Genomic DNA, 23,746 nt, shown 5'->3' with positions numbered 1-23,746 from the left:
CTATTACAAATTCAAATTGTTTTCATCCTTTTGCGACAAATTATTTGGATAAGTCAGTTTTCTCCATAAAGCTTCCACTGGCCCTTGTTTATATTTTATGAACCAAAGTTCAGCAAATACAAGTTGTAATACATAAATACCAATAGCCATCCAAGTACCTGTTTGAATATCAATTCTTCCATATAACCCAAAACCATAAGAATAGAAAATAGTTGTTGCAATAATCGATTGCATTAAATAGATGGTCATCGACATTCTACCTGCTTTTGCAAATGGTGAGAATAACTTTTGTATAGCAGGAATAGTGCATAACAATGCAAGAATTCCACCATAAGCTATTGCTTGTAATGGTCCACCAAATGTATCTTGTATAGACATGGTAAATAGATTTGCCTCTTTCATAAAAGGAATCCATTTAATAATCGTACCACCTATAAGTGTTATAAGTATGGTCACAATCCAAAATATTTTCAATTCACTTGCTCGTTCGATTAATTTAAGTTTTGCAGCCGCTGCTCCAATTAACAAAAACGGTACAATCGTAAATAACATAACAAGAACAATTAATCCATATTGGGTCATATATAACCAATCTGCTAAACGCTGCTCAAAGATTTCCAACCATGAGCCTTGTGAGAATGCTGTTATAGATGATTCAATTTCTTGAATTCCTGTATAAATAATAAGACTATCGGGGGAGACTTTCCCCATCATATATAACAAACCATTTAATAATCCATTTGGGATGAAGAATAATACTGCACTAATGATGAACAACCAAATAGGCTTTAATCGAATTAATAATAAAAGGACAAAACCTGCAATTGCATAGGTGATTAAAATATCCCCTGAAAATATAAGGAATGCATGAATACATCCAATTAATAGCAGTACAGATAGCCTACGAACTGCTAATTTTGCAAAGGAAGTTCCACGTTCCTGTGTTTTCATAAACTGCATGGATAGCCCGTAACCAAATAACATAGCAAATAAAGGATATACACTTCCTTGCACAAATATATCAATCCACTTATACGTTTCATAATCTCCTGGTATATGAAACCAAGTATAAGGATTTAAGTAAATATACGGAGAATGAAAGAACAGCATATTCACAATGAAAATACCAAGTAGAGCAAACCCTCTCATTACATCAATCGAAATAACTCGTTCTTTCACTTCTGTTGGACGAATCAACAATTTTTATCCCCCTATAAAGTAACCGTTTTGTTTATATCAAATAAATACAGTATTTTTTCCTTTATCTCTACTTGCATGATAGCTTCTATTGCTTGGGCATATAAAGATAATTGGATGTTGTAGCGGTTTTTCATTTCCTGCAATAGGTTAGCCTCATTAGCTACAAATTGTTGTACACGGTCTGTCTTATAATCCAATAGCACCCAACGTCCGTCTTCTTCCTGAAAGAGACAGTCTACTACTCCTTGAATAATTTGGCTATCTCCATCCGCATCTTTTAAGGCATACGTAAATGGAAACTCGCGCATAATTTCTTTCGCATGTTTCAATCGATTTGCAATTTCTGACTGAAAGAATGGGACCATTTTCTTTGGATTGATTGCAGCCTGCTCAGCTTTTGTAAGAATTTCTCTTTGACCTAGTGTCTCCACAAATTCCCGTATTTGTTCAGCATTTTTTGCTTCTGTTAGATCCACATTTTGCATAAATGCATGTACTGCTGTTCCGATTTCTGCACCCGTCAATTTGTCTTCTTGTTGAAGAAAAAATGGCCTTTTTGCAACTCGAGTCGTTTCGCCAAGTGTGTTGCCCATTCGGAAGTAATCTTCCTCTTCTCTTTCTTCTAGCAGTTGTATTTTTTTTATTTCACTTACTGTTTGTTTAGAACGTTTATGTGTAGAAAGTTCAAAAGGATAGACAGTTTCAAAATGATCTAGGATTGTTGGCAATATAGAAGAGATATCTTTGTTCAAAAGTGCATCCAACGTAACTTTCTTTGTTGTATCTACTTCTGAATGGATTTTTAATTCATCTATACATTTCGCGACAAGTTTCCACTTTGAATCGCTTTCTACTACATTTGCTTCATTTATATCTGAAATCTGTTTAAAGTCCGCATGCCTTGCAACTGCAGGACCTATCCAGTCCAAATATCCTTTTGCCTTAGCCCGTAGATAACCTGGTAACATTTCTCCAGGTAAAATAGATTGAGCATCCTCCCATTTTGTTAGGGTCTTCGCCAAATCTTTTATAGAAGCAACAAGGAATAAATACTCTTTCGCTCGCGTCATCGCTACATACAAAACACGCATCTCTTCAGCTTTTAACTCCATTTGCTTCTTTTCTTTCATTGCCAAGAATGGTAATGATGTAAAGGAAATACGTTTGTCAGGATCAATTGCTTTTACAGCGAGACCAAATGATTGATCAAATAAATAATTCTCATTAAAGTCCATCTGGTTAAAAGGTCTTCCCATTCCTCCTAAAAAGACAATTGGAAATTCTAATCCTTTTGAAGAATGAATCGTCATCATTCGAACGACATTTTCCTTTTCACTAATTGCTCGAGCTGCTCCTAAGTCATCTCCACGTTTCCTCATTCGATCGATAAAACGTAAAAATCGAAAGAGACCTCTAAATGAAGTCTTTTCATAATCCACTGCACGATCATGAAGGACACGCAAATTCGCTTGGCGCTGCTTTCCATTTGGCATGGAGCCAACAATTTCATAGTAATTGGTATCTAAATAAATACGCCATATCAAGTCGGCTAGCGATCCTCTTCTACTTAAGTTTCGCCAATCTTCAAACTGGAGTAAAAATCGTTGCAGTTTCTCTTCTGTCTCAATAGAAATACCATCTTTACCAGTTGACACAAAAACCTTTAAAGCTTCGTAAAAAGGTTCTTTTGGAGCAGCCAATCGAATTAGAGCTAGCTCCGACTCTGTTAATCCTACGAATGGAGATCGAAGTACAGATGCTAGTGAAATATCTTGGTATGGATTATCAATTGTTCGAAGGGTATGTAACATGATCAGTACTTCGATTGCTTCAAAATAACCTTTGGAAAGCTCCGCATATAATGGGATTCCTGCTTCTTTAAATTGATCTGTCACTTCCTGTGACCATGTCATAGAACGCATCAAAATAACAATATCACTATATTGAACAGGACGTGTTTTTTTCTTCCAAGGATCAAAGACAGTAGCACCAGACTCCATTAATTCATTTATTTTAGAGATAATATAACGAGCTTCAGCTTGAGATTTCTTTAAATCTTCTTCTGCAATCGCTACTACGTCTTCTTCATCATCCTCTACAATTTCCACACTTCCGTCTTCTACTTCATACAGAAGGGCAAGTTCAACTGCCGCTTCTGCCTCATCATAAGGAGCTTGTGGTTTTAAAGAAGCAGAGTCATCATAATTAATCTCCCCAACGCTTTCTCCCATAATTTGCTGAAAAATATAATTCGTTGCATGAAGTACTTCTTTTCTGCTTCGGAAGTTTGCATTTAAATCAATTTTTACTCCAGAATTTTGAGGAAGTGAATTAAATGCTAAATATTTCCCTAAAAATAGCATCGGCTCTGCTAATCGGAAACGGTAGATCGATTGTTTTACGTCCCCAACCATGAACATATTTCCCGTTTGTTCATCGCCACTTTTTACTAATTGTAAGATTGTTTCTTGTAGTCTATTTGTATCTTGATATTCATCTACTAATACTTCTTTAAAACGAGATTGATACTCTTGGGCAATTGCTGATGGACCAATCTCTCCATTCTCCTGGCGTTCGCTTAATATTTCTAAAGCATAATGTTCTAAATCGGAAAAGTCGACAAGCCCTTTATCATTTTTTGCTGCAGTGTAACGCTCTCCGTAAGTGATTGCTAAGTCCACAAGCGTTTTTAATTGCGGAGCCATCAATCTCATTTCATCTAATAAACGTTCAGGTGTTCTTGCGAAGAAATTTTCTTTTAATTCATTTACTATTTTCTTCACTTTATTTCGCTTTTCAGTGGCTTGCTTTTTTAATACTTCGTCACAGGAATCTTTTCTTATCGTTGCGGCTTTTCCCCATGAAATGCTTTGAAAATAGAAGTAGACATCTTTCCATGAGCCCATTTTCATTAACGAAATAGCTTCACTTATCATACGTTGATCATTCATCGCTGTTTCAGCTAGAGGAGCAGGACCATTTGGTAGATTCGCTAGTTTACGGATTTCTTCCGTGACAGCAACAGCCTTTTCCAATTGATGAACAATCGCAAGCTTTAAAGGGTCAACAAAAGATAACTCATCTATAGTTGTCAACGCATCTAATGTATATGCTTCGGGTATTGCCAGCAACCATTTTTTCGGTTCCGGGTGTACCCTCGCATATGTATATAACTTTTCGATCATTAATTCAATGGACTGGTCATCTCGATCAGATGTAAAACTATCCGACAATCGATACATTGCGTCTGGATTATCAACATGATAAGCCTCTTCCAATACGTCCGCTAAAATATCATCACGCATTAAGGCAGCTTCTGTTTCGTTTGCAATGCGGAAGCCGGGATCAATATCAAGCATATAGGAATATTGACGAACTATATTTAAACAGAACGAATGGAGCGTTGAAATTTGCGCTTTATTTAAAAGGCTTAATTGCTTGCGTAAATGGGTCGATGATGGATCTTCAGTAATTGCTTTTTCTAAAGCTTCTCCCATTCGATGGCGCATTTCCGCAGCTGATGCATTTGTAAATGTCACGACAAGTAATTCGTCCACATTAATCGGATTATCTTTTGCAATCACTTTTTGAATGAGACGGTCTATTAACACAGCTGTTTTTCCTGATCCTGCAGCAGCAGAGACAAGCACATCTGAACCACTAGCCCAAATTGCCTTCCATTGTTCTGGTGTCCATGTTAATTGTGCTGGCATATTAGGAATGTTCATTAGTCCCCATCTCCTCTCTAATTTTTTCTGTCACCACTTCAGGTTGTTCTGATTTTAATAAGCGTACTGGTTGTTCAGGATCTTGTGGGTCAAATTGACAAACACTCCGATACGAACAATATTGGCATGGCATTTTATCCTTTAATCGATAAGGATATACACGTGTATCCCCTGCATTCATACCATTCCCAGCCTGCTCATGTTTTTTACGCACAAATGATTGTAATAGTTTCATATTTTCTACATCTACAACTTTAGAGGAAGATTTGGATAAATTACCGTCTTTATTTATTCGAACTGGAATAACTTTTGAAAAGCCATCCATTTGTTCATCCATTTCCATAATGACTTCTGATTCGTCTATTAATAAGCCATTCATTTTATAAGACTTATAGATAGCATCCTCTAACTCAGCTTCTTCCATCTCTTTTTTAGATTGAATAAAAGGATTGTGAAGATGTACATATAGAACTCCTGCTGGCTCAGCATCCTCTTGTAACCAAATTGGTGCATTTGCGATTGCAACATCTAAATAGGTTAACATTTGTAGCGATAAACCGTGATACACTTCAGTCAAATCAATCCCTTTTTTAGACGACTTATAATCGACTATTCGAACAAACATATTCCCATTAACGTTTGCCGCATCTACTCGGTCAATTCTGCCTCGCAATTGCATTTTTCTTTGATTTTTCAGAGGAATCTCTAATGCGGGCAAAGCTTCTCCAGGACCGAATCCCGCTTCAATAGCTATAGGAACAAAGCTAGAAACATTGGAGTGTTTACTTAATGCTATTAGAGTAGAAGCTACAATCTGCTCCAGCTTGCGCTGAATATATCGATACCGATTTGTGCTTAATAAAAGTTGATGGACAAATACCGGCACGATGTGATCTACTGCTTGTTTTGCAAGCTTGATACATTGAGATTTTGATAAATCTCCCCACATAATATTTAAACGGTTTGTTTCATCTGAAATCCATTTTAATGCCGCGTGGAACAAATCACCCATTGCTGGAGGCTCCAAATGATATTCGTTCCGCTCCTCTAACTTCAATCCGTATGCTGCGTAATGGGAAAATGGACAACTATAATATTTTTCAACTCTTGAAACGCTCGAAATAATTGTTTCTCCATAAAGGGCAGATGTCATATCCTGTGATAGTCTTTCGGTTGTATTACCTTGTATTAGTGGTCTAGTTATTCGTTTCATTAGTTTAGACCAATATGGATCATCCATATAATAGCTATACACTGCTTGCCAAACTTCTGGTAACTCACCTGTATTCAGTGCTTCGCGTAACTGCATTACCACATAAGGAAGTGTGGTACGTGGATGATTAATTGTTGATAGATCAACTGTAGCATCTGTTGAATCACTTGGATCCATGACTGCTAACTCTACTTCAATATTTTCAATCATTTGCTGAAGCTTCTTAATATACATGGAAGGAAGCAATGCCTTTCCTTCACTATCTGCTATTGGATAAGATACAAATAAATATTGTGATGCTCCAGTAAATGCTTTATAGACTAAATAATTTTCATCCAGCAAGCGCATTTTAGAACTAGGAGCTAGTTCAAATCCGATATGATTAAACCACTCCCGTTCCGTGTCGGAAAGTAGTCCTTCATGTTCCATTCGTTTTGGATAAACCCCATCGTTTACTCCGATAACAAAGGTAGCCTTCACATTCACAATTCGTCCTATATCTACACTTGCAACGATTACTTGATCTAATGTAGGAGGAATCCGTGAAAAGGTTAATTGGTCATAACCTTCATCTAAAATTTTTGAAGCTTCCTCCAGAGTCAGTTCTTTTTCCCCGAACATTAAAACGAATTGATCTAATACTTCAACCCATTCATTCCACGCTTGGTCATGTTCGGTAGCAAGCAACAATTGACCTTCTTCCTCTTCTGCATGCTTTAATACTTGTAATTTATCGTAAACTTGTAACGTCTCCATAAAATTAAATAAAGCAGTTGCAATATCAAGGCCGGTTTTACTTACTGCCAATTGTTCCGAAAGAACTTTCAAAGGATTTACCACTAAATCTCTCGCGGCATGAATATCTGCTTGGATGCTTAACTCTTCATCTGTTTGTACTTTTGAATAAAATTCAAGACCTCGATACTTTTTATATATCCAGCGTCTTTCATCAAGCCATCTATCCCCGTATATCCCAAAAGATAAAACGAAATTCTCTAATTGATCGGCTCGCTCTCTCCATTCTCTTTTGGAAGCATTTAACGGGAAAAATAAATCCGTTTTAATTGCCCTGAATACAGACTCATATTTCCAATCCGAGCGAATGATCTCTAAAGCGGATCTACTTAGTTCAATAAGCGGATGATGTAGCATTGGTTTCTTTCGACTAATAAAAACAGGAATATCATATTGGGCAAAAATAGTTTCGATCAATTCCTCATAAGTTTCCGCATCTCTATGTAAAATTGCCATCTCTTTATATCGAGTATCCTTCTTTTGCATGAGAACCCGAATATTCCTCGCAATCGCATGAACCTCTGCGCGTCGATTGGCTGCTTCTATTACATGAAGATTTCCTTCTGTTTCTATTACTTGTGGTGGAAGCTGGTCAAAATTCGCTTCTAAATGGGCCAATTCCACGGATTCAAACCGTTTTTGTCCAGTTTGATACTCTATCTGCTCAATCTCCACATTTTCTTTGTTTGCGATATCTAGCAACCGCTGACAAGTTGTAGCTGGCTGGAAAAACAAAGATTGTTCATCCGAAGCATCCGTTAGAGACTCCATTGGCAAGGCAATCGTAAGACGTTTTGTTTTCTTCATAAGCTCTTGTATTATTTCTAGCTCTCTCGTAGTAAACGAAGTAAATCCATCAATATAAATTTCCGTTGTCGCAAGAAGGGAAGAATCCTTAATTTTTTGTGCAAGCAACATTAAGTATCCTTCACCGTCAATATAGCTCGAGCCTAACTTTTGCTCCATTAGTTCAAGTAACATGACTAGGTCAGATGATTTATCAATCAATGTTTGGGGTGCTTGTACGTTTTCTAAATCATTTAATACGTTAGACATTGTGTCATAATCTAAACAATAACGGTTGAATTCTTTCAGGAGCACCTCTATTTGATCGGTGAATCCCCTCTTTGTAGCTGCACGGTTAAACAATTTAAACTGTTCTTTATTGTCCTCCAGTAAACTGCGAATTAGCATACGATAACCGAATCCGCTGATTTCCTCTTTTGCAATTCCGCCAGTTTCTTGAAGTACTCGCCAAGCTAATCGTTTAAAGGTTGTTACTTGTGCACGTATTAACCCCGGTAGACCAGAATCAGCAGCAAGTGCATATTCACTAGAAAATGACATTTGGTCCGGCACTATATAAAATAAAGGTTCTCCTATAGAATCCTTTTGTAACGTATCAATGATTTCTTGTTGCATAAACTTTGTTTTACCCGAACCAGTTCGTCCAGTTACAATTCGTAAAGACATATGGTGCACCTTCTTTCTTAAAATAAGGCTTTAGTTGTTAATAATTTGTGATGTGCTAAATAGATTGTGTTTCAAAATTATTGAAAGATTAATAGATTTTGGTTCAACAACTTATTGTCCAATTAAACGGATGTGCGCTTGCCGCACGCTACGTATGAGCCTCCGCAGGATGAGTTGCTCCTTCGTCGCTCCCACATCCTTTACGGGGTCTCATTCTTCGCGCTCCTGCGGCGTGTAAGGCGCACATCCTGGAAATTTCCGTTTATACTGTGAGAAGTAAACTTGGATATGATATTTATGGTGTTAATGATTGATTTATTTAATAAGATTAATACTGTACCTTCTAAATTATTGCATAACAACATTGAAGACTCATTATTTTTGATTTTATTGAGAGATTAATAGAATGTGTTTCAACACTTTAAATTGCAAATACACGGATGTGCGCTGCCGCACGCTACGTATGAGCCTCCGCAGGATGAGTCGCTCCTTCGTCGCTCACATCCTTTACGGGGTCTCATTCTTCGCGCTCCTGCGGCTTGTAAGGCGCACATCCTAGAAATTTCCGTTTATATAGTAAGAGGTATACTTAGGTATGCTTTTTTATGGTTGTTCATGATCAAGACGTTCAATAGAAACGTTTTTCCTATGAATAGGAAAAACTCATTCCCGCCTTGCCAGCTGCATGACTTGTCTCATGCGGACGGCGGCCAGGCGAATGCCTATAGTTGTTAATGTATCAGTTCACAATTTCAACTGGTGTTAATATCAGAGACTAAAATAAATTACTCGCCGCTCAGGAAATTGAAAAACCGAATAATCTCTTACTACTATTGTACAAAACATACAGTAGAGTGGGAAATTATTCGGTGTCAAAATTTAAAGTTGCTCTGGATAACGGCCAATATCTGATTTTCACTTCTCCAATGACTTCTTCTTGATTAATAAATTGGAAATAACGACTATCTAAACTAGATATTCTATTATCACCCAACACAAATAAATTGTTTGGAGGAACCTTATTAGTGCCAGTCAACTCATCTAAATCAAAGTCCTCTGTAAAATTTTCTTCCGGGTTCTGATATGCAGGATAAGACGCAAGAAATTTTTCTTCCACCCTTTTATTATTAACGTATAATTTATCATTTTCATATTTGATTGTATCTCCTGGTAAACCAATCACACGTTTTACATAGTCTTCTTTTTGGTCACTATGAAAGATAATAATATCCATGCGGTCTATATTAGCAAGCTTACTGACGAAAACCTTATCTTTGTCATGAAGTGTAGGCATCATTGATTCACCGACCACTTCATAGTTCGTTAATATAAAAGAACGAATAAAAAATACTAACAAAATTCCAATAAAAATGGCAACTAACCATTCTAGCAATTCTTTTTGTGTATTACTCAAATCTTTTCTCCTTTGTATTTCGTCTATCATCGCGAATTTATTTAAAATCTGCATTTACTTTCTTGTCGATTTTTTTCTCTACAGCTTTTCCAACAAACCATAATATAACCATAATACCTATCATTATTGCTGTTCTTAATGGTTGCGTTATTAGTGCTTTAATATCGGAGCCAATAAAGCTCACCACTAATATCATAATTAATTTTCCTAAGACAACTGTCCATAAATACGTCTTTTTTTTCATATTAGATAGACCCGCAACAATATTCACAAGTGCGGAGGGCGTAAATGGAAAACAAATAAGTAAAAATAATGGGCCAAAACCGTTTCTCTCTACCCATAATATTAATTTTTGAATCCTTTCATGCCTCGTAATAAAACCTAGAACTCTTGCTCGTCCATATTTTCTTATAACTAAAAAAACGGTATAAGCACCTGTGACAGATCCTGCCCACGAAAGTAAAAATCCAAACAAAATTCCGTAGGCAGTCACATTCGCCACGATAAAAACAACTAAAGGTAAAAAAGGCAAAAATGCTTCAAGAAAAGGTAGTAGTAGCCCAAATAGAGGTCCAAGTGCTCGGTAATCTTGTGTTAAATTAGATAAAGTTTCAAATGATAACCAGCTTGGCATGGTAACTCTCCTCTTCTATGTATAATTATACTCTTCCCATTTTTCATCTATATAAAACTTTTTAGATATAGTATAATTTGTTCACTATACTATTTTAAGGTGGTGAAATCTAAATGAATAATAATTCGTTCGTAAAGGGTTTAAAAGCGGGTACAAGCATTGCTATCGGCTATTTTCCCGTTGCATTAACTTTTGGTTTATTAGCCAAAACTACAGGACTTTCCATAATAGAAGCAACAGCAATGAGTATTTTTGTTTACGCCGGAGCTGCTCAGTATATGTCACTGACGCTAATAACAAAAGGTGTTGATCCTATTTTAATTGTTTTAAATACATTTGTCGTCAACATTCGACACTTTTTAATGACGGCAGCACTCAATGAAAAGATGCATAGTGAAAAAAGATGGATCAAAGGGATTTATGCATTTGGGATTACAGATGAATCTTTCTCCGTATTAGCGACACAAAAAGATGAAAAAATACATACATCTTTTGCATTTGGTGTAGCTGTTATCGCATATGGAAGTTGGGTTATCTTTACTGCACTTGGACATGTTATTGGTGCCAACCTACCAGCATTTTTACAAGCGGCGATGTCAATCGCTCTTTATGCAATGTTCGTTGGTTTATTAGTTCCATCTATGCGAGAAAATCGTAAAGTAGTTATGCTCGCCCTTATTGCGGCTCTAATAAACGGATTTTTTTATTGGACAGGATTATTATCTACAGGATGGGCTATTTTAGTCGCTACATTAGGATCCTCTATTTTTATCGAAGTTATATATGCGAAACATCAAAAGCGGACTAGACTGAGAGGAAGAGATTTACCGAAAGGAGCTTAATTGAATGGAAGCATGGTATTGGTGGATGCTATTAGGGATGGCTATTGTTACTTATATTCCGAGAGCATTCCCGTTAACCTTTTTGGAGGGTAAAGAGTTACCTCCTGTTGTTTCGGGAGTATTACGTAATATTCCATATGCAGTATTAGGGGCTTTAATTTTTCCAGCCATATTATATGTGCAAGAAGGAAATATTTTATTTGGAATTATTGGAGCTGTTGTGGCATTTACACTTGCTATCATCACTTCAAATGTAATGATTGTAGTATTGGGAACAATAGGTGTTTTAGCTGTATATAGTATTATTTTTTAATTTCTACTTGACTACTAGGAATAAATTACTTAATATTGGAATTAATTCATTCTTACCAAATATACATAATACAACGCTTTCTTATCGAGAGAAACTGAGGGACAGGCCCTACGACGTTTCGGCAGCAGATTCTAAATGAAAACTGTGCCAATTCCTGCAAGCAACTTTTGCTTGAAAGATGAGAAGAGATTGTTTTTCGATAATAACGAAGAGCTCTCTTATTCTTATCAGTATAGATAAGATTTAGAGGGCTTTTTTCTTTGTAGGAATTTTGATGTTTGAAAAAGGAGTAGATATAAGTGAGTTTTCTAGTAGAAAAAAGAGAGTATATCAATAAACTAATAGAAGATAACAAAGATATATATATACAAACGAGTCAACAAATACATGCAAACCCCGAAGTTGGAAACGAAGAATTTTTTGCTAGTACTAAACTAATTAAGCTATTAGAAAATGCAGATTTTCAGGTTAATAAAGGAATAGCAGGGCATGAAACTTCTTTCTTTGCCTTGAGGGATAGCGGTATCGAAGGACCTACTATAGCTTTTTTAGCAGAATATGACGCTTTACCTTCGATTGGCCATGCTGACGGCCATAACATTGTTGGTACAGCAAGCGTGGCTGCTAGTATCGCCTTAGCAGAATTGCTAAACGAAACTGGTGGAAGAATCATCGTCCTTGGTACTCCTGCAGAAGAAGGTGGATCAAACGGTAGTGCAAAAGGAAATTTTATAAAGCACGGTTATATAGAAGATATAGATGTAGCTCTATTAATTCGGCCAGCAGGAAAAACTACTTTGACTCTTGAAACACTTGCTATGGATTCATTAGATTTTCATTTTCTAGGAGAAGCTTCTCATGCAACAGCGTCTCCTGAAATAGTTACAAATGCTTTGGAAGCAGTCATTCATTTTTTCAATGGAGTCTCTGCACTTCGTTCGCAATTACCATCTAATGTTAGCATTAATGGGATTATTACGCATGGAGGGGATGCGTCAAACATTATTCCTTACTTCGCGTCTGCTCGCTTTCATATCAGCGCAAAGACTTGGAAAGAAACAGAGGAAATCTCCAAAAAAGTTCGTTTTATTGCTAACGGGGCAACTCTCATAACAGGAACTTCTGTGAAAATCGAACGTTTTCAAAATGAAGTTCAAGATTTTGTAGTTAATTCGGTATTGGATGAGGTAGTCCATTCGGAATTAGAAGCAATTGGAGAAGTCGTCTACACTGAAAGTAAACAATACAACGACTCCACCGATGTTGGAAACATTAGCTACGTAGTTCCAACTGCAAGACCATCCATTAAGATTGGGCCAGATGATTTAATTGCGCATACAATAGAATTCCGTGAAGCTGCCAAGTCAGAAGCTGCTAATGAAGCCCTAATCAAAGGAGCAAAAGCTTTAGCTACAACCGGTTATCGAATTTTAACAGATGCGAAACTATTACATCAAATTCGAAAAGATTTTAATGCATCCCTTGCTCGAAAAGCAAAAGAAGATGGTATGGATGTTTGCGATTTGAAGGATTGATTTTGCGATACAGAGAGGTTATCTTGCGATTTGAAGGATTGATCTTGCGGTACAGAGAGGTTATCTTGCGATTTGATGACTATATCTTGCGATTTCGATTTACTCACAACAACTTATAGAGCTAAAAACGGATGTGCGCTTGCCGCACGCTACGCATGAGCCTCCGCATGATGAGTCGCTCCTTTGTCGCTCCCACATCCTTTAGGGGGTCTCATTCTTCGCGCTCTTGCGGCGTATAAGGCGCACATCCTGGAAATATCTAATGAAATTGAAGCAATTCAATGAATAAATTCATGCATTGCCAGACTCATTACGTGCCGTGTGAGACAGTAAAATTAATTTTACGATGAGCTTGTACTAGCACTGTCAACGCAAATGCCTATAGATTAGTTTCTACAATTTTATATCTTTACATGTTAAAAGAGAGAAAATCCACCTCTATTATTTAAGAGGTGGATTCAAGTTGTAGTAAACTGGTTTGTAGGGATTATTTCAGACTGTCTTGAAAACGCTTGTCATTCGAGGCGCGCCAGCACGAGGCGGAAGCGAATAGAACTTAAGTTCATGAGCTAACAACGAAGTGCAAGCAACGAAGAATGCGAGCGTTTGTCAACAGTCTGAGTCCACCTCTTCTATTTAAGAGGTGGATTTCTTCTTTTTGTCTCGACTTTTCATATGTGATGCATACCAGAATCCTAAGGTTAACGATGCTGCGTCTATTATATAGATCCACCATCTATGTGTGTAGCCTGCATAAACAGATGCCGCAAACAGGGCAACGGTTAATATTAAGGCAACATAATGATTGAAGGTAACACGTGTAAAAAGAATTACGAGCAGTGCCGGAGCAAAAATGGCTAATATTACTTGAGTTGGTATTGATAGAGTTTCCATAGTTATCTCCTATCTTACTAATATTAAGCCTAGACGATAGTGATCATGTCTAAACAAAATATGCTGGCGTAAACGGAGTTCTCCGCTAATATCTACTACTTCTAAGCGACAATGTGCAGCATTGATTTGAACTGCTTCATAAAACTCTTGTTCATTTGTTATTTTTTGTCCATTTACTTTTACAATCTTTTCTCCGATTAATAATCCCATTTTTTCTGCTGGAGAGTCTGCAAGTACCCCTGCTATCATTACTCCATCCGATTGCGGGGAGATAGCAAACGTTCCAGACATTTCTTTTTTATAAGCTATGTAGGAGATGACTAATCTTGCAATCGCTCCTAGAATTAAAGCAAGTCCACTTACTAACGGCATAAAATAGCCAACTGCAGCTACTATAGCAACGACAATTCCTAATTGCCAAACTCTTTTTCCTAGGTCAGGGAAAAACCCTACTGCGAGTGTTTTTCTGCTTTTTTGCTGGAATCCAATTACAAAGGGAAATAAAATCAATGAGAATGTCGATTCTCCAATTGTAAATTGGGGCCAATATGGAACATAGGAAGCAATCGCATCACCTGGAATGACTAGCAAAATAGGTAATATCCATAATCGTTTTGTAACATATTCAATTGCTTCAATTCCTCTTGGTGTTGTTACTAATTTAGGTGAAGCATTTTGTGCTCCGTGTTTTTGAATAAGAATTCCTTCTATTATTAATAGTAAGCCTGCTAAGACTGCGATGGTCACAATTGGTTCATGTAAAATATCCATTCCAGATATATTCTTCCACGAAAGAATATTGAATGACCAATTATACACATTCATTAAATAAATCGTAACAGCCCCTAATGCCATAGCATAGATTGCAGAACCAAGCTGGTACATAAATAATAGAATAAACAAGATCATCCATATACTATAAATAAATAACCAAGAAGTTGGAACGACTAATCCTACCCCTACACTGACAACGGAAAGGAAAATTGCCCAAACATAGCCATCAAATAAATGTTTGGCTTCTGTCCACCCCCATAAAAGTCTAGTACGGAAATGCTTTCTCTCTCTCTTTACACGAAAATAACCAATTAATATAGAGAAAAGAAGCGTAATATATATTGCTGGGTGAAGGAAAAAACGTCCAATTCCTTTAGCCAATTCGATAATTATATTTTCCACGATACGCATCCCCCTCTTTTACAATACTCGTTCTATTATTGTAACAAACGAGGAGGCCTTTGCGTATAGGATTTTGGGATAATCTTATTTTTTCATCTCATGAACTAAATAACTGATACCCATTTGTAGCTGCTTATCATTTTCTTTTCTAGTTTTGTATTCCATTAGTGTTTTAGAAATAGACTGGAAGAGCACATCATCTATTTCAGAACTAGGCTCTAAGCTTCTCTCTTGACGATACTTTTCTACTCCATCCATCGTATCTTCATCAAAATAACCATCTTTTCGTCCAATATTATATCCTAAAGCCCTTAGAACATTTTGAACATATTTTATTTCTTCTCCGAAATCTCCAACTCGAAATTCTCCATGTGGATATTTGATATCCATTGTATATAATTCCTCTGGCTCAACCTTTAAATCTGCTTGAATCCCTTTATGGTGAATCCATTCTTGTTTTGGAGTCAACCATTTATGAGTAGAGATTTTTAATTTCCCACCATTTGACAGAGGATGAGATTCTTGTACAGTTCCCTTACCATAGCTTGTTTCTCCAACAATCATCGCACGATTATTATCTTTTAAAGCACCTGCTAAAACTTCACTTGCAGAGGCACTACCACCATTTTGCAATAAAACAGCTGGTATTTTATTTAGATAAGGTTTTTCCTTACTTTCTGTATTCAACATTTCTAAAACTCCATTTGCATCTTGCATATAAGCGAATGTTTTTCCGTTTTCTAGTAAAGTACTGACGATAGAAGACACACTATACAAATATCCACCTGGGTTTCCTCTTACATCGATAAGAAGCCCATCTATTCCTCTATCTACTAGTGCCTTAGTTTGTTTAGCCCATTCTTCTCCTGTTTTTTCTCCAAAAATAGAAATGGTCACAATACCAATTGAAAAATCTTCTGCTTCATAAACTTCACTAGATACAGTATGCATAGCAATTACTTCTCGCTTCATATGTAACTCTACATGGCGTTCTTCACTTGAACGGTAAACCGTCATTTTAAGACTAGTTCCTTTTTCACCACTTAACATTTTAACGAGTTCAGCCATGGACTTACCATCCAATTTTTCTCCATTTACTCGTACAATCTCATCTTGTGGCTTTAATCCAGCCCTATAGGCAGGAGAATCTTTAAGGGGGGAAACTACTACGAATTTTCCACCTGATTGTGTTATTTCTACTCCTATTCCAACTCTCTCTTCTGCTAGCGAAGACTCTTGAGCCAACGCTTCTTCCTTAGTTAAATAAGTGCTATGAGGATCTTCCAATGCCTCTGCCATCCCTCGAATGGCACCTTCTACAAGAATATTTTCTTTTTTAGCGAATACAGCTTCTTTTTTAATTAACTGAAAAGCTTCATCAATGACTTGGCTATTACTAATAGATGTAGTTGTTGTTGTTTGTTTATTCGCTGGTTTTACCATCCAAAAATAAAAAATTCCTAGTAAAATAACAAACAAGATAACATATAAAAAAATCCGACTTTTGCGCAAGCTATACCTCCTACTTTTCCACTAATATATGTGAGAAAAGACGAGTTTAATACTTGCCCAAAAATCGGATTTTATTTTAAATTGCTTATTAAGTCAGTAAGCATTTGTTCATCCATAGGACCAACAATTTTATTTTGGATTGTTCCAGTCGTATCAATCATATATGTTGTTGGAATCGTTATAGCTTGATATGTTTCACCCACTATACCTTCTTCATCAAGAGGAATAGGAAAACTTAAAGCGTAATCTTCTTGAAAAGCTTGCACTTTATCCAGTCCTGAATCAGAACTAGTCAAATTAACCGCTAGGATTTCTACATTTTCTTGATCAGCCTTATCTTCATAATAGTTTTGCATATGTGGCATTTCTGCTTTACAAGGAGGACACCAAGTAGCCCAAAAGTTTAAAACAATCTTTTTCCCTCTATAATCGGACAATGTAACTTCTTTACCATCTAGAGTCGTAAGAGTGAAGTTAGGTGCAATATCTCCTTTTCCGGTTCCATCATTTGCGGGATTGGTTGCAAGATCAGAACCCAATTGCTCATTTGAAATTGCTTCTGTCGTATCTGTATTACTTTTTACAAACGTTATGGTTGCAATAGCCACTAAACTCGCTACTACCAATAAGCCAAATATTTTTTTCACTTCTGTTCCTCCACTCAATTTGTTAGGATATAAGAGTTTAAGAATTCATTCGCTCTTATTATACGCATAAACTGAAGGCAAATACTAATTTATTGTACACATTTGTAGAAATAAAAAAACGGCCGAAGCCGCTTTTTTAAATGGAAATATATCTAAGTGGGTTTACTGAGTTTGCTGTCATACCTTCCCAGTTTCCTACATGAATTTCAAAGTGTAAATGAGGGCCAGTTGAGTTACCGGTAGTACCGATTGCGCCAATTTTGTCGCCTTTTGAAACAACTTGTCCAACACTTACATTAATTTTGCTTAAATGAGCGTATAAGGAAGTGAATGTTTGACCATCAATAGAATGTGTCACCATAATAACATTTCCGTAAGTGCTCAGTGGTGACGCATAGGAAACTACTCCATCAGCAGCAGATACGACTGGTGTACCTGTTGAGTTAGCAAAATCTACACCATAATGCATTTTACCTTTTCCATAAATCGGATGCATACGATAACCGTATCCAGAAGTGAACGTTCCGTTCGCAGGTTTTGTCCATGCCCCAGAAGATACCTCTGGGATCGCTACAGAAGAACCACTTGCCGATTGCTGACGTTTTCTTTCTTCAGCTGCTTTACGTTTCTTTTCTTCTGCAGCCTTTCGAGCTACTTCTGCTAGACGCTTTTGTTCAGCCACAATTTTATTTTGTAGATCTGCATCAATATTCAATACTTCATCATATTCAGTTTCAAACCCTTTTTTTTGCTCTAGCAATTTAGCTTGTTCTGCCTCTAATTGGTCCACTAAAGTTCCTTTAGAAGCTTTTTGTTTATCAAGAGAAGATTTTAAATTTACGAGTTTATTTTTACTTTCCTCTTGCTCTGCTAACTTTTTCTCTAAACTAGCTCTTTCTTCTTCTAATTGTTTTTTATCATCTGCTTGTTCTTTTAAAATCGTGCGATCCGCTTCCATCAATGTATTTACTGCTGAAAAACGGTCAATGAAATCGACGAAGCTATTAGCACCAAGCAATACATCTAAATAACTTACAGAACCGCCACTTACTTGCACAGCACGGATACGTTCTTTTAATAGCTTGTCTCGTTCTTCTATTTTACGTTCTAATTCAACAATGGAAGCCTTTAATGTTTCAATTTCATCTGTTGTCTTCTTTATTTCATTTAATACATTAGAAATGTTCTTTTCTGTTGCTAGAATTTCCGTATCCAATGCTTGAATCTGAGCCATGATTTGATCAATTTTAGACTCATTTTGGTTTATTTTACCTTCTGTTTCTTTAATGTTTGAGTTAATAGAATTTTTCTTTTGTTGTATTTCTCTTTGTTGTCCTTTTAAATCATCTAAAGAATTCGCTAGTGCACTCGGTCCTGTGAATAAAAGTGCTCCAGATGTTGCTATCGCTAAAACTTGTAGCTTCCACTTAGACTGTTTTCTCAAAACTTCTTGCTCCCTTCAAGCATCCTTCTCATCTTATCTTTCTTATACGCGTAAAAACTTACGAACTGACATAAAACTACCCCAGACTCCAATTAAAACACCCATTAATAAAATCAAAGCATCAACTTGATAGATGAATGGTGAAAAATTGAGTAGTTCAAATAATTTCCCTTGTGCTAATTTAGGTCCTAGTACATTGTAAATATTATAGTAGAGTATCGTAATCAATGTTATTGGAATAATAGCGCCTAGTATACCTAGCCACATTCCCTCTAAAATAAATGGGATTCGAATAAACCAGTTGGTTGCACCAACAAGCTTCATTATTTCAATGTCTCGTCGTCTTGCAACTATGGTAATTCGAATAGTGTTAGAGATTAAGAACATTGCAGTGAATAACAATGCTAAAATCAACACTAATCCTATATTTCTACTTGTATTCAAGAAAGAAAAGAGTTTTTCAATTTTCCCTTCGCCATACTTCACTTCGAAGGTGTTATCTAAGTTATCAACTTTCTTCGCAACCGCTGCTGTTTCTTGTGGATTTTCCGCTTTAGCATAAAACACATTATGTAATGGGTTTTGCTGTTCAAATAATCGTAAGTCTTCCCCAAAATCTAGCACTAACTTGTTCAATTCGTCTTCTTTTGGAGAATAAGCAACTTCTGCAATTCCTGGTGTGTTTTTAATATCTTCTTCTAGTTTCGTGATAGCAGCTTCGTCTGCTGTTAACTCTACGATTACTTTAATTTCTACATCTTTTTCAAGATCATCCGCAACTTTATTTAGATTCATCATAATCATGACGAAAACACCAACAAGTAATAAAGTTACCGTTACTGCACTAACCGAGGCAAATGTCATCCAACCATTACGACTTATACTCTTAAGGCTATCTCTGAAGTGTCTTCCTGCTGTTCTAGCTTTCATAACCGTAATCTCCTCCGTATACATCTCGGGTGATTAATCCACCCTCAACTGCGATAACACGGTGTCTTAATGTATTAACAATTTCTCTATTATGAGTTGCCATAATAATTGTCGTTCCACGTGAATTTATTTCTTCAAAAATATTCATAATCTCCCACGAAGTATCAGGATCTAGATTTCCTGTCGGTTCATCCGCAATAACTAATTTAGGGGTATTTACAATGGAACGAGCAATCGACACACGTTGCTGCTCTCCACCTGAAAGCTCTGTCGGAAACATTCTAGCTTTATGTTTCAAACCAACTAGTTCAAGAACATCCATTACTTTTTTGCGTATTACTTTGGGTGTTTCTTCAATAACTTCCAATGCAAATGCGACATTTTCATAAACATTTAAACGAGGTAGCAATTTAAAATCTTGAAAGACTACCCCAATTTGTCTTCTTAAATATGGGACTTTACTATTTTTTAGAGTTGCTAAATTAACTCCATTAATAAGTATATCCCCTGAAGTTGGTCTTTCTTCTCGATACATCATTTTGATGAATGTCGATTTTCCTGCACCACTTGGCCCGACAACGTAAACAAACTCTCCTTGCTTAATCTCTACATCAATACCATTTGCAGCAACAATACCGTTCGGATACTTTTTGTAGACATTTACCATTTCTATCATTTTTAAACCACCTAATTATTTTTCCTTGTAAAATACGACATGCCTATTATAACATTAGATGACATTTTTTTTGTTACAGTTTCATTTCATTTTATAGGTATTTTTGTTTAGTTTCGACACTTTTTTTTGTTTCCTTTTTACGAATTACAGAACATTTCACACATACAAATTACCTAATGATTTAACATTCTACATTTCTCTTCCCTTTTCCTTCTTTAAACACAAAAAAAATCAGTTGCTGTTAAAAGCAACTGATTTTTGTAAAATACATTAAATTTTTGACGGAATAAAGTATAGATAATTATTTCTTTTCAGCTAACCAAGCAGCAACAGCATCTGCATCTTCGCCTGTAATAAGACCACCTGGCATAGCTCCTCGACCATTTTCAATTACATTTAAAATCTCATCTTTTGATAAGCGAGATCCTACATTATTAAGTGCTGGAAAATTTCCTTGCCCTTGTAAGTTACCACCATGACAGCTTGTACATTTTGCATTTACAATTTTTTCGGGATCTACAGTTGCAGTTTCAGTTGTACCATTATTTTCTGTTGTATTAGCAGGTTTTGCGTTGTTATTTCCGCCGCCACATGCACCTAACATTAAACCAACGCCAAGTAGTACAGCTAATAATTTTTTATTCATGTTTTTTCCTCCCTTAGCTAATATTACATTGCATTCTTAGTATACCAAAGTTAGTTCCTTTTAAAACCTTCCCCTAGTACCTCAAAAGCGTTTGATACGATCACAAAGGCTTGTGGATCAATCGTTTTCACTATTTGTTTCAGTTTTGTGAATTCTGTTTGATACGCAACAACTAATAAAATTGGTCGTTCTTCCTCTGTATATCCCCCAATTGCAGGAAGTTTTGTCACCCCTCTATCTATTTCTTTATATATAGCATCCCTTATTTCCTCTTGTTTATTCGTAATAATGTAAATCATTTTAGATTGGCTAAATCCTAGTTGCACAATGTCGATCGTCTTCGTCGTTACAAATAGACCTATCAATGCATAAAGTGCTTTTTCAATATCAAAAACGACTGCAGCACTAAGCACTATTAAACCATCTATTAATAACACACTTGTGCCAAGAGAAAATCCAGTATACTTTGTAATAATTTGAGCTGCTAAATCAGTACCACCAGTAGATGCTCCACCTCGAAACACGATGCCTAATCCAAGACCTACTGCCATTCCTCCAAATAGAGCCCCTAAAAGTGGATTCGTTGTCCATGGTTCCCAACTAGCAGATAATAAAACAACTGCAGGAAGTGTAAGTGTTCCAACGAAGGATTTGATGCCGAACTTAGCACCTAGAAAAAAAAGACCGGCAATAAATAAAGGGATATTAAATGCATATTGAACTAACCCTGGTTCCCATCCAAATACACCTTTTAAGATAGTGCTTATCCCACTTACTCCGCCCGAAGCAATTTGGTTTGGTAATAAAAATACATTAAATCCAATTGCAATGATAGCCGCGCCAATTATTACATATAAATAATCTCTTCCTTGTTCCCATAACGGTGGAAGTTCTTTTTGTATTCTTTGATTTGTAGACATGTTTTATCCTCTTTCGTTTCAAAATACTTATATTGCCCGAACTAGTATAACAACAGATGAGGACTTTGTGAACTTTAGCATAATGGCGTGATAAAAGGATAAAGTATATAGTCATTCGTACGATAGTATGGTTTTTAAACCGATTATTATAAGTATTCGACCGATATTCGCCATTATACGACCGATTATAGTAACTATTCCATTGGATACTTTTTAACAAAAAAAAGATGCCCATCGTGTTGGGCATCACTACTATTTCTTAATCGATTGTGTTTCGTCGTATGTTTCATCGATATATCGAGCAATTGATTTTTGATCATCCGTAATATTTATAAGAGTGGCATTTAGTTCTTCTACCGCTGCTGTGCTTTCCTCAATGATGGCTGCAAATTCGTTGGTACTTGTTTGGATAGCTTCACTGTTATTAACAATAGAATCAAAATTCATTAAAAATTTAGATAATTCTCCCTGTAAAGATTGCATTGTTTCAAATAACTCAATAAATGACTTATTCGATTCATCTGCTGTTTTAACTCGTGAGTAAATCTGTGCAGCACCTGTTGCTAGTTTACTCATAGCAGCTTCATTATATTTATTTACTTCGTTTAAGTTTGTATCAATATTTTTTAACGACTGATCTGTTACACCAGCCAATTTTCGTATTTCTTCTGCAACTACCGCAAAGCCTTTTCCTTGTTCTCCTGCTCTTGCTGCTTCTATGGAAGCATTTAATGCTAATAAATTCGTTTGCTCGGTTATTTTTCGAATGGTGCTTGCAAATTCATTTGTTTCATTGATTTTATTGGAAAGCTCATTGAAAGTGTTATTTAATTCATCAAAAAACACTATAAACTGATCAATCTCGTCTTTCATCATACTCATAACATTAGATCCGTCTGCAGCATTCTTTTCCGCTATCTCCGCTTTATAGACTATGGCCTTTAAATGTCCAATCATTTCTTTTACAGAATCTGTTGTAGCTTCTGAGTTCTTTACAATATCTATAACATGATCTGATTGTTTTTGAGATCCAATGCTTACCTCATCTACTGCTTGAAGCATTTCATGTTGTGAATGAATAGATGCATGTGTGCTTGTACGAATTTGTTCCAAATTGGTTGTAATTGTAGCTACTGCAGTTTCCAGCTTTTGTTTTAATACTTCCTCTTTTATCGCTTTATCTTTCGACTCTTCGACTAACTTTTCAACACTTATAAATAACGCTTTGCTTTGCCTCACTTGTAAGAAAATACCCAATGCCATAATAAATTGAACAAAAAAGACATTAATAGTATGGTCTTCAAAAATTCCCGTGTTATCCAACACAACGTTTATAGCTAGCGCCACAAATGAGAATAAATAACCAACCAAAAATATGCTTTGTTTGTTATGTAAACTACCTAATATCAATATAAAAAGCGCCAAAACTATTGTAGCAACACTTACCATGTAAAAATATGCGCTTCCGATGACAGTAATACCACCCGCTAATAATACAATATAAGGGAATATTATTGAAATTGGATGCCATTTTTTCGATAAAAGGTAGAACATAATTGTTACAATAAATGGAATACCAATAGCTATTATTAGATTCATATCTTTCTTTAAAATAATTTGCGTGATAAGTCCTAATCCACCAGCTAGCCCATAAGCTAAAAATAAAATAAAATTTTTCTTTGCTAAATCCTGATTCTTAATGTCTATAATCTCCATCTCGCTATCCTCCTATATAATCATATTAAAGACAAAAA

General features: G+C 36.1%; 18 protein-coding genes and 1 riboswitch. Of the genes, 3 read left to right on the top strand and 15 right to left on the bottom strand.

All coding sequences use genetic code 11. From position 1 onward, the window contains the following. Positions 1 to 3: 3 nt before the first annotated feature. The 5 genes from WAX74_RS08360 to WAX74_RS08340 all read right to left on the bottom strand — a co-directional run bounded on the left by WAX74_RS08360 (position 4) and on the right by WAX74_RS08340 (position 10,457). On the bottom strand, positions 4 to 1,200 hold the full coding sequence (locus WAX74_RS08360) for a DUF418 domain-containing protein (RefSeq protein WP_336497206.1): 1,197 nt from the start codon (positions 1,198 to 1,200) through the stop codon (positions 4 to 6). Positions 1,201 to 1,211: 11 nt separating this feature from the next. Next, entirely contained in the window at positions 1,212 to 4,928 is a 3,717-nt protein-coding gene (gene addA / locus WAX74_RS08355; RefSeq protein ID WP_336497205.1) for a helicase-exonuclease AddAB subunit AddA, read from the bottom strand. After that, on the bottom strand, positions 4,915 to 8,409 hold the full coding sequence (gene addB, locus WAX74_RS08350) for a helicase-exonuclease AddAB subunit AddB (protein WP_336497204.1): 3,495 nt from the start codon (positions 8,407 to 8,409) through the stop codon (positions 4,915 to 4,917). Before addB ends, addA begins: the two co-directional genes overlap by 14 nt. An 862-nt stretch (positions 8,410 to 9,271) precedes the next feature. Continuing rightward, positions 9,272 to 9,823, bottom strand: coding sequence for a signal peptidase I (gene lepB, locus WAX74_RS08345; protein ID WP_336497203.1), 552 nt, complete (start codon positions 9,821 to 9,823; stop codon positions 9,272 to 9,274). A 37-nt stretch (positions 9,824 to 9,860) separates the two neighbouring features. Continuing rightward, positions 9,861 to 10,457: a TVP38/TMEM64 family protein gene (locus WAX74_RS08340; protein WP_336497202.1), complete on the bottom strand. Its 597-nt coding sequence runs from the start codon at positions 10,455 to 10,457 to the stop codon at positions 9,861 to 9,863. A gap of 113 nt (positions 10,458 to 10,570) precedes the next feature. On the opposite strand from WAX74_RS08340, the gene WAX74_RS08335 reads away from it, so the two are divergent. The 3 genes from WAX74_RS08335 (at position 10,571) to WAX74_RS08325 (ending at position 13,147) form a co-directional block, all read left to right on the top strand. Beyond that, positions 10,571 to 11,299: an AzlC family ABC transporter permease gene (locus WAX74_RS08335; protein ID WP_336497201.1), complete on the top strand. Its 729-nt coding sequence runs from the start codon at positions 10,571 to 10,573 to the stop codon at positions 11,297 to 11,299. A 4-nt stretch (positions 11,300 to 11,303) separates the two neighbouring features. Further along, positions 11,304 to 11,612, top strand: coding sequence for an AzlD domain-containing protein (locus tag WAX74_RS08330; protein ID WP_336497200.1), 309 nt, complete (start codon positions 11,304 to 11,306; stop codon positions 11,610 to 11,612). Between the two features lie 78 nt (positions 11,613 to 11,690). Next, positions 11,691 to 11,797: riboswitch (SAM riboswitch) on the top strand. 114 nt (positions 11,798 to 11,911) lie between these two features. Further along, positions 11,912 to 13,147, top strand: a complete 1,236-nt coding sequence (locus WAX74_RS08325) for an amidohydrolase (RefSeq protein WP_336497199.1) — start codon at positions 11,912 to 11,914, stop codon at positions 13,145 to 13,147. A gap of 636 nt (positions 13,148 to 13,783) precedes the next feature. Here the strand turns inward: WAX74_RS08325 and WAX74_RS08320 are convergent. From WAX74_RS08320 to WAX74_RS08275, 10 genes are all read right to left on the bottom strand, one after another. Beyond that, positions 13,784 to 14,041 carry a CsbA family protein gene (locus tag WAX74_RS08320; RefSeq protein WP_336497198.1) on the bottom strand — a complete coding sequence of 86 codons (258 nt, stop codon included), beginning with the start codon at positions 14,039 to 14,041 and terminating at the stop codon, positions 13,784 to 13,786. A gap of 9 nt (positions 14,042 to 14,050) precedes the next feature. Then, positions 14,051 to 15,217, bottom strand: a complete 1,167-nt coding sequence (locus WAX74_RS08315; protein WP_336497197.1) for a PDZ domain-containing protein — start codon at positions 15,215 to 15,217, stop codon at positions 14,051 to 14,053. A gap of 84 nt (positions 15,218 to 15,301) precedes the next feature. After that, positions 15,302 to 16,729: a S41 family peptidase gene (locus WAX74_RS08310; RefSeq protein WP_336497196.1), complete on the bottom strand. Its 1,428-nt coding sequence runs from the start codon at positions 16,727 to 16,729 to the stop codon at positions 15,302 to 15,304. A gap of 71 nt (positions 16,730 to 16,800) precedes the next feature. Further along, complete coding sequence (locus WAX74_RS08305) at positions 16,801 to 17,376, bottom strand: peroxiredoxin family protein (RefSeq protein ID WP_336497195.1); 576 nt, start codon at positions 17,374 to 17,376, stop codon at positions 16,801 to 16,803. Between the two features lie 136 nt (positions 17,377 to 17,512). Beyond that, positions 17,513 to 18,820, bottom strand: a complete 1,308-nt coding sequence (locus WAX74_RS08300) for a murein hydrolase activator EnvC family protein (protein WP_336497194.1) — start codon at positions 18,818 to 18,820, stop codon at positions 17,513 to 17,515. 42 nt (positions 18,821 to 18,862) lie between these two features. After that, positions 18,863 to 19,750 carry a permease-like cell division protein FtsX gene (ftsX, locus tag WAX74_RS08295; protein ID WP_336497193.1) on the bottom strand — a complete coding sequence of 296 codons (888 nt, stop codon included), beginning with the start codon at positions 19,748 to 19,750 and terminating at the stop codon, positions 18,863 to 18,865. Then, the gene (gene ftsE / locus WAX74_RS08290; RefSeq protein ID WP_336497192.1) at positions 19,740 to 20,426 is read right to left on the bottom strand and encodes a cell division ATP-binding protein FtsE; all 687 of its coding nucleotides are present in this window, start codon (positions 20,424 to 20,426) and stop codon (positions 19,740 to 19,742) included. The genes ftsX and ftsE overlap by 11 nt, the downstream gene beginning before the upstream one ends. Positions 20,427 to 20,727: 301 nt before the next feature. Then, the gene (gene cccB / locus WAX74_RS08285; protein ID WP_336497191.1) at positions 20,728 to 21,072 is read right to left on the bottom strand and encodes a cytochrome c551; all 345 of its coding nucleotides are present in this window, start codon (positions 21,070 to 21,072) and stop codon (positions 20,728 to 20,730) included. 50 nt (positions 21,073 to 21,122) lie between these two features. Continuing rightward, positions 21,123 to 21,992, bottom strand: a complete 870-nt coding sequence (locus tag WAX74_RS08280; RefSeq protein WP_336497190.1) for a YitT family protein — start codon at positions 21,990 to 21,992, stop codon at positions 21,123 to 21,125. Positions 21,993 to 22,244: 252 nt separating this feature from the next. Next, positions 22,245 to 23,708, bottom strand: coding sequence for a methyl-accepting chemotaxis protein (locus WAX74_RS08275; RefSeq protein WP_336497189.1), 1,464 nt, complete (start codon positions 23,706 to 23,708; stop codon positions 22,245 to 22,247). Positions 23,709 to 23,746 lie beyond the last annotated feature (38 nt).

This window comes from Psychrobacillus mangrovi, from assembly GCF_037104765.1.
Taxonomy (GTDB): Bacteria; Bacillota; Bacilli; order Bacillales_A; family Planococcaceae; genus Psychrobacillus; species Psychrobacillus mangrovi.
This window is presented reverse-complemented; position numbering and strand designations above follow the sequence as displayed.